At 45.0% G+C, this 16699-nt stretch carries 12 protein-coding genes; 4 read left to right on the top strand and 8 right to left on the bottom strand.

The annotated features are described in order from the left end of the window. The coding region (locus B2248_RS12635) for a cation:proton antiporter (RefSeq protein WP_286723169.1) at positions 1 to 1152 on the top strand (1152 nt) is incomplete at its 5' end. A gap of 3 nt (positions 1153 to 1155) precedes the next feature. Here B2248_RS12635 and B2248_RS12640 read toward each other — a convergent pair. From B2248_RS12640 to B2248_RS12660, 5 genes are all read right to left on the bottom strand, one after another. Further along, on the bottom strand, positions 1156 to 1692 hold the full coding sequence (locus B2248_RS12640; RefSeq protein ID WP_273180851.1) for an AAA family ATPase: 537 nt from the start codon (positions 1690 to 1692) through the stop codon (positions 1156 to 1158). A gap of 285 nt (positions 1693 to 1977) precedes the next feature. Then, positions 1978 to 3408 carry a sensor domain-containing diguanylate cyclase gene (locus B2248_RS12645; RefSeq protein WP_273180853.1) on the bottom strand — a complete coding sequence of 477 codons (1431 nt, stop codon included), beginning with the start codon at positions 3406 to 3408 and terminating at the stop codon, positions 1978 to 1980. 216 nt (positions 3409 to 3624) lie between these two features. After that, complete coding sequence (sodC, locus tag B2248_RS12650; RefSeq protein ID WP_273180856.1) at positions 3625 to 4143, bottom strand: superoxide dismutase [Cu-Zn] SodC; 519 nt, start codon at positions 4141 to 4143, stop codon at positions 3625 to 3627. Positions 4144 to 4229: 86 nt separating this feature from the next. Next, a complete protein-coding gene (locus B2248_RS12655) occupies positions 4230 to 8867 on the bottom strand; it encodes an autotransporter-associated beta strand repeat-containing protein (RefSeq protein ID WP_273180858.1) in 4638 nt (1545 codons plus the stop codon). Positions 8868 to 9403: 536 nt separating this feature from the next. Beyond that, positions 9404 to 9988 carry a CGNR zinc finger domain-containing protein gene (locus B2248_RS12660; protein WP_007144790.1) on the bottom strand — a complete coding sequence of 195 codons (585 nt, stop codon included), beginning with the start codon at positions 9986 to 9988 and terminating at the stop codon, positions 9404 to 9406. A 132-nt stretch (positions 9989 to 10120) separates the two neighbouring features. Between B2248_RS12660 and B2248_RS12665 the strand changes: the two genes are divergently transcribed. After that, positions 10121 to 10996 carry an alpha/beta fold hydrolase gene (locus tag B2248_RS12665; RefSeq protein WP_273180860.1) on the top strand — a complete coding sequence of 292 codons (876 nt, stop codon included), beginning with the start codon at positions 10121 to 10123 and terminating at the stop codon, positions 10994 to 10996. Positions 10997 to 11129: 133 nt separating this feature from the next. On the opposite strand, the gene B2248_RS12670 is transcribed toward B2248_RS12665, so the two are convergent. Continuing rightward, positions 11130 to 11876: an SDR family oxidoreductase gene (locus B2248_RS12670; protein ID WP_273180862.1), complete on the bottom strand. Its 747-nt coding sequence runs from the start codon at positions 11874 to 11876 to the stop codon at positions 11130 to 11132. A 384-nt stretch (positions 11877 to 12260) separates the two neighbouring features. On the opposite strand from B2248_RS12670, the gene B2248_RS12675 reads away from it, so the two are divergent. After that, positions 12261 to 12818 (top strand): type 1 glutamine amidotransferase domain-containing protein, encoded by a 558-nt coding sequence (locus tag B2248_RS12675; RefSeq protein ID WP_273180864.1) that lies wholly within the window; start codon positions 12261 to 12263, stop codon positions 12816 to 12818. A gap of 98 nt (positions 12819 to 12916) precedes the next feature. On the opposite strand, the gene B2248_RS12680 is transcribed toward B2248_RS12675, so the two are convergent. Next, a complete protein-coding gene (locus B2248_RS12680; protein ID WP_273180865.1) occupies positions 12917 to 13255 on the bottom strand; it encodes an ArsR/SmtB family transcription factor in 339 nt (112 codons plus the stop codon). 93 nt (positions 13256 to 13348) lie between these two features. Here B2248_RS12680 and B2248_RS12685 point away from each other — a divergent pair, with 93 nt between their 5' ends. Continuing rightward, the gene (locus tag B2248_RS12685) at positions 13349 to 14455 is read left to right on the top strand and encodes an NADH:flavin oxidoreductase/NADH oxidase (RefSeq protein ID WP_273180868.1); all 1107 of its coding nucleotides are present in this window, start codon (positions 13349 to 13351) and stop codon (positions 14453 to 14455) included. Between the two features lie 240 nt (positions 14456 to 14695). Here B2248_RS12685 and B2248_RS12690 read toward each other — a convergent pair whose 3' ends face one another. After that, a complete protein-coding gene (locus B2248_RS12690) occupies positions 14696 to 16543 on the bottom strand; it encodes a lytic transglycosylase domain-containing protein (RefSeq protein WP_273180870.1) in 1848 nt (615 codons plus the stop codon). Between the last annotated feature and the right edge of the window lie 156 nt (positions 16544 to 16699).

Here is a 16699-nt window from a genome sequence, read left to right on the forward strand (position 1 = left end):
GCCTTGATGTTTGTTATTGGCATTGCTTTGTTGATGTCTTTAGTCGGTTTATCACCCGCTTTGGGTACCTTTTTAGCGGGTGTGGTATTAGCAAACTCTGCTTATAAACACGAACTCGAAAGCAATATCGCGCCATTTAAAGGCTTGCTGTTGGGGCTGTTTTTTATGACGGTCGGTGCTGGAATTAATTTCCATTTGCTCACTGATAATTTCCTGTTGATTGTCTCATTAACGTTGGGGTTGATCGCCGTCAAAGCCATTGTCATGATGCTTTTAGCGCTTATATTCAAACTGCATGGTGCACATAAATGGCTGTTTGCTCTCGGTCTGTCACAAGCCGGTGAATTTGGTTTTGTCTTGCTCTCGTTCACGGTTCACAACGGTGTTATCCCCGCCGATATTTCTGAACTTTTATTATTAGTTGTGGCGTTATCCATGTTACTCACACCATTGCTGTTTATCATTTACGATAAAGTCATTGCAAAGCAATACAATAAAACTCAGGCCAGAGAAGCCGATGAAATCAACAGCGAGGCTAATATCATTATCGCGGGTTCGGGTCGGATGGGCTTAATGATCGACCGACTTCTACGGGCTGCAGGCTTTGATACCACCGTCATCGACTACAGTTCAGAACGTCTGGAAATTCTGAAACGATTTCGACTAAAAACCTATTTTGGTGATGCCACCCGCCCCGACTTATTAACCGCTGCCGGTATTGATGAAGCTAAATTATTAATTGTCGCCATTGATGAAACCGACAAAATTTCAAAACTGGTTAAATATGTCTCTGAAAACTACCCTCATGTGCATATTGTCAGTCGTGCAACCGATAATAATCATGTTTATGATCTCTACGCGCATGGTTGCCGCGATATTATTCGGGAAACACACGATAGTAGTTTACGTATGGGGCGTTCAGCCTTTGAAGCACTCGGTATCGTTCGGGATAAAGCAGAAAAAATGATCGATGTGTTTAATGATCATGAGAAAAAACTGATGCTCGCCGTGGCTGATGCCCATAAGCTGGGTGTGCCAAACTATGAGAATGAGGAATACATTGCCCGAATGTTAACGCTGTTAGAAGAATGGGAACCTGCCGTCGGTGTGAAGATGCAAGCAATATCCGCCGAGGCTTCAGCAGATAAGTAATCCTCACTCAGCCAATGTATTCAAAATAAAATGCGTGCGTTCATCAACCGACACACAAGGTACGTCCATTAATGTATAGCCATACTCACTATATACGCTCACCATATGCTCGTATGTGCGGATGGCTTCTTTAAAATCTTGTTTACGTTCGGCATCATTCGTAAAAATTTCTTGCCAAGGTGGAAATAAAAACACGGTTTTATGCACCGTCAGCTCATCAAACAAATGACACCATTTTTCGTCTAGTTCGAGCCCTTCCAGCCGACTGTAAGCCAACGAATCCAGCATGCCCCTATCAAAAAAAACCGGGCCTTGCTGATGATTATATTGGCGATAACGACTCAGCTCTTGCTTGAGCATAGCATCACGAAAAGCGGTTTTGTTTCTCCAGGGCAATGCCGTTCCTTTTTGTTTGAGTTGTTGTTGAATCACTTCCCGTCCTACCTCATTTGAACATGAATACCCCTTTTTTCTTAATTGTTCCAATACCGTTGTTTTTCCTGCTCCAGGCCCACCGGTAAGCACAACAATATTCACCATCAGTCCTCCTTTTAGCGTTTATTTTTTGTGAGTATTAAAGTGCGGCGATTGATTGTATCGGCAATATTTATTTGGTTGTGGAACCACAACAGGATGAGTTTGCTGTGGGTGATGCCCCTTCTAAATTGATTGCACTTACTTCAAAGTCAGTGCAGTGCCATTACCGCCAGCTGTCTTATTATTCATGAGGATTTATAGATATATGCCGTCAAGCCGAGTAAAAGTGATTTAAGGTTCAGTGCCCTACAGTGGTTTTTGAACACATAGGAGCCGCTGTAGCATTGATTAAGAGAACCACTCATCATCATCTAAAATAAACTGATTTTTCCCTGCCAATTTCGCCTTGTACATTGCAATATCAGCTTGTTTAAGCATTTGTTTTGCATCAAGGTCATCGCCTTGTGAAATGGCAATGCCAATACTTGCTGAAATGACAATGCTCTTATCATTGATAACAATATCTTTCTTGATGATCATCAGAATATCCTCAGCGACACTGATAGCATCAGATTTACTTTGTAACTGTGTCAGGGTGACGATGAATTCATCTCCACCGAGACGAGATACAGTATCAATCCCCTCTCTCACACAAGACACTAAACGCAGTCCGATTTCATATAACAATTCATCACCGACATCATGACCTAAACTGTCATTGACCTCTTTAAAGCCATCAAGATCAATAAACAATAGTGCGGTATACGAACCGTAACGTGATGATGCGAGAATCGCCTGTTCAAGACGATCCATACCTAAAAGCCGGTTAGGTAATTTTGTCACCGAATCATAATGAGCCAATTGCTGTAACTCATCACGATGATTTTCAAGCTGTCTGGCAGCTGACATAGTGTGTTTGATGTATTTATTCATAAACGTAGAAAATACAATCAGGATAATAACCACACACAAAATAATAATTCCGGTAATCGGCAATATCTCGGTTATATACTTCTTTCCTGGCTGATGAGGCTTCCATATAGCACGGGCTATAACATTTCCCTCAATATCTGTAATGTCTTTAGCGATATAGCTTTTTTTCAATAGGCTTTTAGAGGTTTGGATACTGAGATCATTTAAATGAAACTGTCTTTCCCATTTATTCAGGAGAGACTTATCTAGCTGGCGAGTCATCATTAAGACACCATAAAGCTGACCTTTATTCAATGTGTCAGTCTGTTTATCCGGCACAATAGCGGATGCAGCGATAACATGAATTTGACCAGAAATACTGATATACGACGTGATAGGCTCAGGCGATTCGTAATCGGTTTGTATGGCTTGATCAAACATCCGTGCAAAAGCAGGCTCAGTATAAACCGGGCTACTAACCTCCTCTCTTACGCCATTTACGATACTGTCTTTAAGATTCCCGTCGCGTTCATAGATGATGACTTGGTTAATATTAAAGGTATTGAATAAATAATCACTATCAAAGTTATCTTCATAATACGATGTATCATCAACACCAGAAAGCGCCTCAGCCGCATCATTCCAGAAGCTGTAGTCATAAACCACTTTTCCTAAACTTTCACGCTCATTATAAAAAACACTGTCGGAAACAGTTCGGGATGATGAAATCGCATTGTCATTCAAGTGATGGAATGACTGCACCATCAAATAGAGAAAGTAACTACCCAGAAAAAACAACAGAATGAATAAACTATAAAGACTGGCTCTCATGTATCTCAAGATAGTATTGATTTGATGATGACTCATGAGAACCTCGTTAAAGTGTTACTTATCTACTTCTATCAATTACAGACACTAATAGATAACTACTTGATATTAAGCGGCATAGTAAAAAATTGCTATGTTTAGAAGTCAATGGAGTATCGAAAGAGTGGCCAATCAGCAACGATATAGATTTGAAACTAAAAGCTTATATGAGCAAATAAAAAGAACCCGCAGCATAGCGGGTTCTCTAAAAACTGTTTAGTGGATGACACCACAGGCTAGCCGAGCGCCACCACCACCGCCAAGCGGCTTGGGATTATCCGAATAGTTATCCCCGTTCAAATGAATCATCAATGAACGATTATGTAATTCTTTCAGTTTAAGTTTTGGTGATAATACCGGTAAGGTGGCATTGCCATTTTCATCAACATACAAGGCAGGTAAATCGCCTTTATGACCTTCAAAACTCCATGGTTCAGCATGCTTACCAGTATTCGATGGATCATAGTGACTACCTGCAGCACCACCAGGAACTAACTCACCGTCTTTTTTCTTAGCATCACAAGAAGCAATTTCATGCACATGGAACCCATGAATACCCGTAGGCAGATTTTTTAAGTGTGGCGTAAATAAGGTACCGTATGGATGACTGCTAATAGTGACTGTGCCGACACTTTCACCGGTATTGAGATTGGTCATATCGACCGTAATATCATCTGCAGCAAAAGCCGTTGATGTCAGTAACAATGACGTCAGAAAAGCCGTTTTAAGTTTCATACCATCTCCTTTTGTGGTTATAACAACTCACTATTCTGGACTGTCATTATCAGGAGATGTTCCGATAGGATTGAGTCAACATAACGTTAGAAGGCCATATCCAGTGTGGCTGAGAAGGCGTTATTCTGATGAGACTCAGCAAACTCACCGTAATAACCTAAAACCAAACGTGTGCTTGAAGTTAATTCACCACTAATTCCCAAGCCAAGTTGTAAGCGATCCCTATCCAGGTCCGGACCTTCCACTACAAAGCTTGATGAAGGCACGCCGTTAAAACGGGCATCAACCTCAGTAACGCTATCCATATGTTCATGCACATAAGCGATACTAGCGACCGGGGTAAGAACACGGTTATTCTTCATTTGGATATTGTGGCTGACACGCAAACCAATCGAAGTCTGTAAACTCTCGTCGTTTTCCTTATCCACCTTCAGATTAGCACTACCAGCCCCCTTCTCAGTAAAACTTTCCCGCGTGTTGTAGAGATAAGAAACGCCAGCAAACGGTGTCAATGTAGTGTCTGCTCCGAGAGCAAAGTCTTTGCCTGTTTCAATCGTGCTGTTGATGTCAAAACTATCGTAATCAGCTTTAGCCGTACTGACCGAAGACCCCATGATGACCGTACGCGAAGCATCGACTTGATGCAGCCCCAGTCCGACACTAGCATTAACGTAAAGCTTATCCTGTTGCCAGCTACCATAGGTAGCGGCTTGGTAGGAATCAATGGTGCTGTTGCCTGAATAAGGATCCACATCCGTGCGGGCATAACTGCCTGCAACCCCCATCACAAAATCATTCCAATCGACATCGAACCCCAAGGCCAAGCCAGTGGTTTGATAATCAGCACCGCGAGCATTGTTGGTATCGTCAATCTTATTAAAACTGCCAAAGCCCTGTGTCCACCAGCCACGAGCTTCAAGCAGTTGGGATGCTGAACCTGAGTTATAACCTGTTGCATTAGGCGACTGGGCATTAAAAGCCAGTGAACCAGACGCGCTTTGACTGCCGTGATTGAGCAACAGCTTATTAAATTGTGAACTTACAGAACGACTGATGAGTTGGTTATTGCTGTGCTGAACACCGCTTAAACTATCAAAAGCCTGTCTTGCAGCTAAACTGGATAAGGGCGTGATCTGACTGACTAAACTGCTCAGATCATTAATATTGCTATCCACAGCCTGTGCTACAGCTTGTTGGTTACGCGTGCTGGCCACATCATTGAAGCTGACATCGTTGCGAGTCAACTTAAGAAACACATTATTGGCATCATAACTCAAGGTCGGCGTTAAAAAGGCCAGATCCGCATTCACACTATCAAAGGTTGTCCCCCCCAGTCCGCCGCTGGCGGTGAGAATAGTATAGTCTGTGGCATACGCATAGGTGCCTGGTGCCGCTTTCACATTGACAATACCGCTGGTTAACGTAGCGCTACCTGTCGCAACGATTTTATCGCTATTCCCTGCTGCATCCACTTCTACATCGTAGTTACCGCCACCACTAAAATCCACATTGCCCGACACATTGATGGTGCCGATGGAATTACCGGGAGCAAACGTACCGCCATTGATAAAGACATCACCCACGGTACCTGTACCACCTAACGTTCCGCCGCTATTCACGGTAGTCGTGGAATTACTGATTGAGCCATTCACTGACAGGATACCTGCGTTGACTGTAGTCGCGCCGGTGTAGGTATTAGTGCCGGTGAGGTTAAAGTTGCCTACGCCTTCTTTAGTTACAGAACCGGTACCGCTGATCACACCTGCGTAGCCTGAATCATCGGATCGGTTAAAGACCAGAGCGCTGTTGTTGGTGACATTTCCAGTACCTAGCGTGCCCGAAGTGCCACCGTCACCGATTTGCAGGATGCCGTCCCGAATATAGGTAATGCCTGAATAGGTGTTATTTCCAGTTAGGGTTGTCGTGCCTGAAAGATAGTTGGAGACACTACCCGTACCACTGATATCCCCGGCAAAGGTGTAGTCGTTCGTGCGCAACAACCTTAGCTCACCGTTGTTAAGGATATCGCCTGTTATTGATCCGGCTGTTCCGCCGATGGATAAAATGCCTTCTGAGATGGTTGTACCGCCGGTATAGGTATTGTTGCCATTTAGGACAACATTGCCGGCTCCGGATTTGATCAGGCTGCCTGTTCCGCTTATCTGATCGTAGTGATATTCACTGGCGTTTAAGCCTATCTGAAATTCAACGATGGCATTGTTGGTGATGTTTCCTGCTTTCGCTATCGCGCCACCATCTAGCGCTATCAGCCTGCCATCAGCAACGACGGTGCCACCTGTGAAAGAGTTGTTTGACCCGCTGAGAACCAGCGTGCCCTCACCTGTTTTGGTGAGGCTGCCGCTGCCGCTGATATTCGCGCTTTGGGTCAGCGTGATGCCGGCATCGATATTAAAGCTACCACCACTAGCACCCAGTGTAGTGCCGCGATTGCTGGTAAAGCTCGACGTGGTTTGTAAAGTGCCGCCATCCAAGGTCAGCGCACCACTACCCAGATTAGCCAATGCACCGATGCTGATAGTACCGTCATTAATGGTGGTTCCGCCGCTGTAGGTGTTGGTGCCAGACAAGGTCAGCGTGCCCGCACCGTCTTTGCTGACTGTCCCCGTACCACTAATCACGCCGTTATAGCTAGAGTCATCGGAGCGGTTAAAGACCAGGGCGCTGTTGTTGGTGACATTCCCATTACCCAGCGTGCCTGAGGTACCGCCATTACCAACCTGTAATGTGCCGTCTGAAATAGTGGTGGTGCCGCTGTAGGTGTTATTACCAGAGAGAGTTAGCGTACCTGCACCGTCTTTGCTGACTGTCCCCGTACCGCTAATGACCCCGGTATAGCTAGAGTCATCGGAGCGATTAAAGACCAGGGCGCTGTTGTTGGTGACATTCCCAGTACCCAGCGTGCCTGAGGTGCCGCCATTACCAATCTGTAACGTGCCGTCGTCAATGGTGGTGCCGCCGGTATAGGTGTTGGTGCCGGAGAGGGTCAGCGTGCCTTCACCCGTTTTGCTGAGCCTACCGCTGCCGCTGATATTTCCGCTTTGTGTCAGCGTGGTGCTGGTTTCGATATTAAAGCTACCGCCACTAGCCCCCAGTGTAGTGCCGCGATTGCTGGTAAAGCTCGCCGTGGTTTGTAAAGTGCCGCCGTCCAAGGTCAGCGCGCCACTACCCAGATTATCTGCTGCGCCAATAAGGATAGTGCCGTCGTTAATGGTGGTGCCGCCGGTATAGGTGTTGGTGCCGGAGAGGGTCAGCGTGCCTTCACCCGTTTTGCTGAGCCTGCCACTACCAGTGATCTGCCCACTTTGACTCAGCGTGGTGCCGGCATCGATATTAAAGCTACCACCACTAGCACCCAGTGTAGTGCCGCGACTGCTGGTAAAGCTCGCCGTGGTTTGTAAAGTGCCGCCATCCAAGGTCAGCGCGCCACTCCCCAGATTATCTGCTGCGCCAATACGGATAGCGCCGTCGTTAATGGTGGTGCCGCCGGTATAGGTGTTGGTGCCGGATAAGGTTGTTGTGCCCGTGCCTTGTTTAATTAATGCTCCGTTGCCGGATAAAACGCCCGAATAGGTTGTTGAGCTATTGTTGCTACCCGTAGTGAGTGTGTTTGCATTTAACGTGACATTGCCTGCGCCAGCTAATGAGCCGATGCTTAGGTCGGTGGTTAGATCAAGTGAACCACCATTGACTGTTACCGCGCTGTTTTTACCCAGCGCCGAGGCGTTGGCTGCCTGTAGTGTGCCAGCATTGATGGTAGTAGCGCCAGTGTAGGTATTGGCGCCTGATAAAGTGAATGTACCAGCGCCCTCTTTAGTTAAACGGCCGTCGGGACCTGAAATCACTCCAGAAACAGTTGTCGATGTGCCATCACTGCCTGTGGTCAAGGTGTTGTTGTTGAGGTTGATATTACCTGCGCCAGTAATGGAACCGATGGTTTCATCACTGCCTGTCAGTATGAAATTACCCGCATTCGTTATAGCAACTGTGTCACCGATTGCTGCATTGCCGCCACCATCAACATTAAGAGTACCGTTGGCTGTAATTGATATTGCCGAACTTTCATTGATATCGCCGGTTGCTGATACGATGACTGTCCCCTTATCGACAGTGGTTGTCCCTGTGTAACTGTTATTACCTGATAAGGTTCGATTTGCATATGAATACAAGTTGCCCGCGCCGGTAATCACTCCGGAATATTCAATGTTTTGCGAACTAGCTGAGCCATTAACTCCTATGGTTAAGGTCTGACTGGTATTAATGGACGTGGTTCCAGCACCGGTAAAATCGTCGATTGAAACAGATGTGGCGATATCGAAGAACGCACCTGCTGAAACGTTGACGGTGCCGCTTGTATTAGGAATAGCCCCTATGTTTGCTATGCGTAATGTTCCAGCAGAAATGTTGGTGTCACCCCTATAAGAATTCATTCCAGAGAATATGAGGGTGCCAGCGCCAATTTTTTCGAGATCAAAATCACCACCGATGCTCCCAGATTGCGTTGCTGTGCCTGCCGTGACCTGAAGCTGGGTTGAGTTATCAGTCAAGGCAATAGCATCGGTTTTCTCTTCGCCATTGGTATAGTCAATCACAGCAGCCAAAACTGGATTATGGATGCCGAAAGCCATCAACGGCAACATAGCTGCAACCAGGGGTTTTAGTTTTGAACGAGGTGCTTTTGTGAATATTTGATTCGGTGATTTCATCGTATTTCTTATTTATTTTTAACATTGTTTGTAATTAAGATGCCTTCAAGTGCAGGTAGGCTCACTCAACATTTTTCAGGCTCTCAGTTTATTTATTATTTTTATTAATCAATTAGCAATAGGTAAAAATAACTTTCTTTGTGTCAGATGCATGCCTCTCTATTTGGCAAAACTAGACTGATTGATTTTTTATGCTGGGTCGGCAAGAGCTGGTTAACGTCATCACCTAAAGGCTCAGTAAATATGGCTAAAGTAGACCGTAGTTATTTATTTCTCATATCCCATTTACTTGTGTAATCCAGCTTATGTGGGCATTGCTCATGAGGCTTTCCGCTTTGATACGCGTGATGTTTGGCAATATTTAATTAACAAACTCATTAGCGGATGGAGCATAAAGAAATGTGGCATTAAAAACTATCAGCCAAAAGTATGATTTTTGAAAAAAGTGAAATTTTGAAATATTGGAGTCAATAACTGACAAAAGTCTCATATAACCGTATGAGTTACGAGGATTCTGCCAGGCAAGCTGATAAAATTTATTGGGCTTTTTGCTTTCTGTGTTTAGCCACTTTATGTCTATTGCCACACAAAGCCATACTGCACCATCGTCTTTTATGTGTTTTGGTGCGATCCAGAAACCAGAGAATGCACTCGTCATGCTCACAGACTCTGACCAGATTAAAATCTACCTCAGCTAATAATGCAGCGGCCGCTTCTGTTATCGGACCGAAAACTTGTTTGACCGTATCCTGCTTATAACAACGGTGTTGATGCCATTGCCCTTCTGCATTTTTTTGCAGACTGATCCAGCTCAGCGATGCATCTAGAAAGGGTTCTATGGGTTTAATACTGTTTAGCGAATCTGCTTTCTTTTTTACCACCAGCTTACGAATGACTTCTCTTAACTCTCTGGCGGTCTCAAGTATCTCGCCTTGCTTAAACGATTGATAAGATCTCAGCTTAATGCCTGCTACCGTCTTTAGCCAATAAACCACATCTTCATCCGTTTGCCAAAAATCAGCCTGCTGTTTATCCACAATAGCCACCGTATTCAACATATCCAATGCTAGGTGGTCAGCAATCACAATAGGTTCTTTCTTTATTCCAGCTAAATCAGTCATTTCACACCCTCTTGTACCTTAGCAATATTGTAACCAGTTAAATAGCACTTGACTAGTTACTTTTTACTATTCATACTGCACCACACAGGTAACCTGTAAAAATACTTTTTATTAGTTACACAAGGAGAAATGATGACTAAAAATACACACCACCCAATTCATTACAAATTTGTCGAGACTGATGGCGTACGTATTTTTTATCGTGAAGCCGGAGATAAAACATTACCCATTTTATTGCTTCTTCATGGCTTTCCAAGCTCATCACATCAGTTCCGTGAACTCATTCCCTTATTAGCTGATAAGTTTCATATTATTGCGCCTGACTTACCTGGCTTTGGCTTCACTGAAGTGCCTGCTACTCGACACTACACTTATAACTTTGATAGTTTGGGCGACACATTGGTGAAATTCGTTGATACGCTGAAGCTGGATAAATACGCCATGTACGTATTTGACTATGGTGCACCGGCAGGCTTGCGTTTGGCATTAGCTTATCCGGAACGTGTAACCGGCTTTATCTCACAAAATGGTAATGCTTACCTGGAAGGTCTCGGTGAAGCCTGGGCACCTGTTCGAGCATATTGGGCTGAACCTAATGTTGAAAATCGTCAGGTAGTTCATGATGCTATTCTTAATCTGGAAGGTACGCGCTGGCAATATGCTCATGGGGTAGAAAATGAGGAGTTGTTAGCACCAGAAGCCTATTATCTGGATACATTTTTATTTGAACGTGAAGGCAATAAAGAGATTCAGTTAGACCTATTTCTTGACTATCAAAATAACCTGAAAATCTATCCCAAGTTTCAGCAGTTCTTCCGAGACACTCAAATTCCATCACTGATTATCTGGGGTAAACACGATCCTTTCTTTATCCCACCTGGTGCAGAGGCTTATAAGCGAGATAATCCCAATGCCGTGGTCGAGTTACTGGATACTGGTCACTTCGCACTGGAAACACACGTAGGCTATATCGCTCAACGTATTCGTGAAGTTATTGGTGATGAGTAAGCAAAATCAAAGTCCTTATTCGACTTAATTTAATGTCAGCAAATAAACAGCTATTATCCGTGCGTTTTATTGTTCATCGCCGAAGGAAGCCCCTCGGCGATGAGCAGTTTATAAACCGTGGTTAACTATATTGTTAGGCATTAAAGCCACCATCGATTGTCAGACTTGCTCCAGTAACATATGAGGCCTCTGGTCCTGCAAGGTAAGCGACCATAGCAGCGACTTCATCAACTGTGCCATAACGAGGCATAGCAATGAACTGCTGTTTGAGCATATCTGCGAACTCAGATTTATCAGGGTTCATATCCGTATCAATTGGACCAGGTTGGACATTATTAATTGTAATGCCACGGGGTCCAAGATCTCGCGCTAACCCTTGAACCAATCCCTGAAGTGCAGACTTGCTCATTGCATAAATACTGCCTCCCTGAAAAGGCATTCTTTCTGCATTACAACTACCGATATTAATAATACGTCCCCCCTCCCCCATATACTTCACTGCAGCCTGAGTTGCCACAAACACTGCTCTAAGATTCACAGCAATGGTCTTATCAAAATCTGTCAGTGCAAGCGTATCAATAGGCCCCATCGCTAAAACACCTGCACTGTTCACGAGAATATCAATCCCCCCTAACTCACTCACCGTTCGCTCAACAGCAGAAACCACTGCACTGGCATCAGCACTGTCAGCCTGAATAGCAACCGCTTTTCGTCCAAGCAATTGAACTGCATTAACAACATCAATGGCCTTGTCAGGTGAACTACTGTACGTAAAGACGACATCAGCGCCTTCGTTTGCAAGTCGTTTGACAATAGCCGCGCCAATCCCTCGGCTACCGCCGGTAACAAGCACGCGTTTATTCTTGAGAGTGAGGTTCATAAATTTGCTCCAGGTGATCGCAGAACAGAATAAGACGCTATTTGCTCGGCTCTGCATCGAGCATAAGTGGAAAGCGCTTTTGAACGGAGCTTTTGATTTTCCTCCATTACCACTTTATATATTGGACACATCAATATAAATAAACGGTGATGAAAAGCTCTCTTATATAGTTAGCGTTCCCGAATTCAGCCTGCGTCATCCGGTTGACTTAAAGCATTATGCGCCAAGAAAATTCATTAAGTGAGATTAATGGATCACCCTGAACTAAGACGGGAAAATACCTACATCGATTTTAAAACACTATGGCATTTAATCTGAAAAAAGAGTTTAAACGAATGAACTTTTAAGAAATTTAGCACTCAGCTAAATAAGGAGGACAAGCCAATGCAAAACACAACAACTACCCTGCAAGGCAAAAAAATTGCGTTTCTGGTAACCGATGGATTTGAACAAGTGGAGCTGACCACCCCTTGGGAGCAAATCAAGCTTGCTGGTGCAGACACAGAACTCATCGCGCTCGAAGAAGGAAAAGTCCAAGGCTATAATCACCTCGATAAAGCGGATGCATTTGCCGTGGACAAAGCCATCTCAGATGTATCTGCTAGTGACTACGATGGTCTAGTACTCCCCGGCGGAGTAGCCAATCCGGATGCGCTTCGCACGGATTCAAATGCTGTCGATTTTGTCCGTGCATTTTTTACCCAACACAAGCCTGTTGCCGCAATTTGTCATGCACCATGGACACTGGTGGAAGCTGACATCCTCAAAGGAAAAAGGCTTACCTCGTGGCCTAGTCTAAAAACCGACATTCAAAACGCCGGAGGCAACTGGATAAATGAAGAGGTTGTGGTCGATCAAGGTTTAGTGACCAGCAGAAAACCAGATGATTTAGATGCTTTTTGTAGCAAAGCCATTGAGGAATTTGCTGAAGGTAAGCATTAGTATGGCTAAATGCTGATCTCGCTAAAATAGAAAACAAAAAAGCCCTGCTGATTTCAGTAGGGCTTTTTTGTGTCAACACAATAAAGATTAACCGACAGTCATTTCTCTGACGCTGTCGCCTTGTCCGAATTATCTTGCAGTGTTTTGAGTATAGAACTCAACACACCTGGAAACTTTTGTTCAATCTCTTCCATACGAAGCGAGTTCATATGCTCAGTACCGTTAACCTCGGTTTCAACTAGTCCAGCGCTACGTAAGATCTTAAAGTGATGAGACATACTGGATTTAGGTCGATTAAGATCAAGTTCACCACAGGTTAGCTGCCTTCCAGCGTTCGCAAGACGCGTGACAATTTCCAACCGTGTTGGATCAGCAAGAGCATACATAATATCGGTCAATTCGACCTGCTCTATGGTGGGTTGTTTAATTTTTCTCATGGCAGAAATTTAGCATATTGCTTGATCTAATTCTATAGTTCGAATATATTAGAACAACAGAAATTACATGCTTCCAAAAAAAGGAAAATCACCATGGCAGACTTATTTTCATCGTTTAAATTAAAAGACATCAGCTTAAAAAATCGGATTGCGATCCCGCCAATGTGTCAGTACATGGCGGATGATGGCTTAGTTAATGACTGGCATAAAGCACATTATGCAACGCTAGCCCGAGGTGGAAGTGGTCTGGTCATTGTAGAAGCCACTGCTGTGTCAGCTGAAGGTCGAATCACGCCTCACTGTTTGGGTCTTTGGAATGATGAGCAAGCAGAGCAACTTCGTAAGATAGCCGAACTCATCAAATCAGCAGGTGCCACGCCAGGCATTCAAATTGCTCATGCCGGCCGTAAAGCAAGTGCTAATGTGCCGTGGGAAGGTGATGATCATATCCCTGAAACTGATTCACGTGCCTGGCAAACAATTGCGCCATCGGCTATTGAATTTGGTGCAGAGCTTCCTCGTGTCCCCAAAGAAATGAGCATTGATGAAATCAAGCGCGTTCAGCATGATTTTGTTCAAGCTGCACGTCGTGCTTATGAAGCTGGATTTGAATGGCTCGAACTGCATTTTGCCCATGGCTATCTGGCACAAAGTTTTACTTCTTCACATTCAAATTTACGTACAGATGAATATGGAGGAAGCGATGAAAATCGAGCACGCTTCTCTCGTGAGACACTGTCAGCCGTGAGAGAGGTCTGGCCTGAAAACTTGCCGTTAACCGCTCGCTTTGGTGTGATTGAATTTGATGGTAAAGATGAAGACACACTCAGTGAATCAATTCAATTAGTCAAAGAATGGCGTCAACTCGGACTCGATATGTTAAGTGTCAGTGTTGGGTTTACTATTCCAGACACCAATATACCGTGGGGTCCGGCATTTATGGCACCGATTGCTCAACGAGTCAGGAATGAAGCCGAAATACCTGTTTCATCAGCTTGGGGCTTTGGCACGCCGAAACTGGCAGATCAAGCCGTTCGAAACGAGCAATTGGATTTAGCCATGATAGGGCGAGCCCATCTGGAAAATCCAAATTGGCCATATCAGGCAGCCAAAGAGCTAGGTAAAGATCAACCCGCCTGGGTCTTACCAGCCCCTTATGCCCACTGGTTATCAAGATACAAAATCCCGTCAGATAATTAGTTCACTACAGCGAGTTCGGATGGGTGCTCTGGCACTCATCCGAACATAATACTTCTGAGGTAATCAATCTAAATCAAACAAAGTTAGTCTTATTGTTTGCTTGATATTCTTCCTGTCGTGTTTTAATTATTGCCCACCAAAAAATGAACAATAAAAACACGCGTCATTCTGTATTGAGATAGTTAAAATATTTGCTTGGAATGCTTGCTGGTCCGCGTTTTTTTGCAGGCTAATGGCGAGTTAGTTACCAACCACATAGCAGGTAGAAACATCAGGTAATTGACCTGAATTGAAGCTGGTGTAGTAGCTCCAGAATGTATTATCGATGGATTTTAATCTTGCTGGTGTATCATCACGACGGTAACGCGCCAGCTGTCCTGGTCCGCCGTTATATGCCGCATAGCTTGCTTTTATCAGATTATCATCGCCGCCGGGCTGTTCGTGCTCACCACGGCGTATCGCATAATCAATCATATAATGCGTCAGAATATCGATGCCTGCGTTTACATTGTAGTCAACTTCATCAACCAGGCGATCAAGATCGTAGACTTTACGCCACACCCGACCATTAATCTGCATCATGCCCACGGCCCCCACCGCTGATCGTAACACCTGAGGATCTTTACTCGAACCGGCAAACTGGCGCCAGCAGGACTCTTTCCAAGCAGTGGCCCGAACCAGGGGATCCAGCCTGTCAGCTAATCTAGCTGGCATCTTTTTATTCTGAGTTAGCCATGCGCTGGACTGCTCCTGAAGCAAGCTGGCAACCAGTTCAAGATAGTCATTAAGATTATCGCGTTGTGGTACCAGGCCCTTTAGTGCCTCGGCGGGAGACATCGTTGCCGCATAGGCAGTAGGTAACAACCATCCCCCTAACAGGCCAAAACTATCAATAATACGTTGTGATAACTCAGTTGATGGGGATACAGACTTCTTTCCAGTATCAAATCCAAACAAGTCACGAAAGTCTTCATCGACTTCCAAAGGCAATGGCGTAAACGTCGGAGGCGCTGTTCCAGCCAACAGTAAACGGGCAAGTCTACGTAGTCCATCACGAGTGATTTCTAAACCATATTCAGGCCCGAGAGCATCAAGCGCTCGCAACGCATCACCACCTGCAATAAAGGCAGCAAGCCGGTAATCCACTTCCAAACCAGGTGTCTCCAGGCCTTCCAATTCGTTCATCAATGGGCGTAAACGTTCCCATGTCGTCAGGAATAGCTCTCGAACGGGATCAGACTCAGGATTATCAACCGTTAGTGCCTCGGCAATGGCGTATCTCGCATCGAGCAAGATGGCAAATAATTCCATTCGTAAATCATGAGAATTAGTTGACTCGGCCAGTGTTGAAATAATGGTGGTTAAAAAACCATCAAATTCATCTTCAAGCGTTTGCCATTGTGCCACTTCGTTAACGTCCAGCACGGGTTCGGGCTTTCCAACGCTCGGTTCAGAAGCGCGAACCTGAAAAGCCAACCAGGCTCTAACCCCATCTTCTTCAGTCTGCAGCCGAGCAATATGCGTTCGCTGAACCAAGGATTGTTCAATCCCCTGCGTGCTATTTGGCCCCAGCAATTGTTCAATCAGTCCATCAAGTTCGTTTAGTGGGCCAGCAAGATCTATTTTCACCCTTTTCATCCGCGGCAATACCAATGCATCGGCAATCAATTGCACAGGTTTACTTAAAATGCCGGGGCTACTATCTGGACGAGACAATTCAATCGCAGCAGGCACAAACTCTATGGCCAGTCCTGATGCCGTGACCTGTGGTGTCAGTTTCAATGCCAGACGGCCCTGCCAGGGCGTTAGCCCCCGGCAAGTGCCAAACACACGAACGCCGGTCGTTGCCGCCACTGCCATATCGACCGATAGCTGGGTATCGGCTGTCGCCACTTTCATATCGGATAAATCAATCCGGTTGCATGGATCTTCGCCGAGTGTCGCTTTGCCATTCTCATCAAATTCAAGAACGCGACTTATCGCGGACTGAAGATGCGTTGTTTCAGCCAGTAAAGGGATTTCGACTTCGCCTGCAGAAAATGCGCTCGAACTATATAAGATGCAAAGCAACCATCCAATGCGTTTCATTCGATGTTCCAATGATTAAATGCGAAATGACTTGAGAGTCAGGGCCTGGACCAGATACAAGCCTGCAATATTATGCCGTTCTTTTTCAACAAGTGTTATGAATTTTAGTGTTCAGAATCAAACACTCTGTACCTGTACGATCCCCACAAAAATTAT

This window comes from Methylophaga sp. UBA2012, assembly GCF_002335235.1.
Taxonomy (GTDB): domain Bacteria; phylum Pseudomonadota; class Gammaproteobacteria; order Nitrosococcales; family Methylophagaceae; genus Methylophaga; species Methylophaga thalassica.

Bases quoted from the DNA above. Each gene is read 5' to 3' on its own strand.
- sodC (WP_273180856.1), bottom strand. From the start codon at position 4,143: ATGAAACTTAAAACGGCTTTTCTGACGTCATTGTTACTGACATCAACG.
- B2248_RS12685 (WP_273180868.1), top strand. From the start codon at position 13,349: ATGGCAGACTTATTTTCATCGTTTAAATTAAAAGACATCAGCTTAAAA.
- B2248_RS12690 (WP_273180870.1), bottom strand. From the start codon at position 16,543: ATGAAACGCATTGGATGGTTGCTTTGCATCTTATATAGTTCGAGCGCA.
- B2248_RS12680 (WP_273180865.1), bottom strand. From the start codon at position 13,255: ATGAGAAAAATTAAACAACCCACCATAGAGCAGGTCGAATTGACCGAT.
- B2248_RS12660 (WP_007144790.1), bottom strand. From the start codon at position 9,988: ATGACTGATTTAGCTGGAATAAAGAAAGAACCTATTGTGATTGCTGAC.
- B2248_RS12665 (WP_273180860.1), top strand. From the start codon at position 10,121: ATGACTAAAAATACACACCACCCAATTCATTACAAATTTGTCGAGACT.
- B2248_RS12640 (WP_273180851.1), bottom strand. From the start codon at position 1,692: ATGGTGAATATTGTTGTGCTTACCGGTGGGCCTGGAGCAGGAAAAACA.
- B2248_RS12675 (WP_273180864.1), top strand. From the start codon at position 12,261: ATGCAAAACACAACAACTACCCTGCAAGGCAAAAAAATTGCGTTTCTG.
- B2248_RS12670 (WP_273180862.1), bottom strand. From the start codon at position 11,876: ATGAACCTCACTCTCAAGAATAAACGCGTGCTTGTTACCGGCGGTAGC.
- B2248_RS12655 (WP_273180858.1), bottom strand. From the start codon at position 8,867: ATGAAATCACCGAATCAAATATTCACAAAAGCACCTCGTTCAAAACTA.
- B2248_RS12645 (WP_273180853.1), bottom strand. From the start codon at position 3,408: ATGAGTCATCATCAAATCAATACTATCTTGAGATACATGAGAGCCAGT.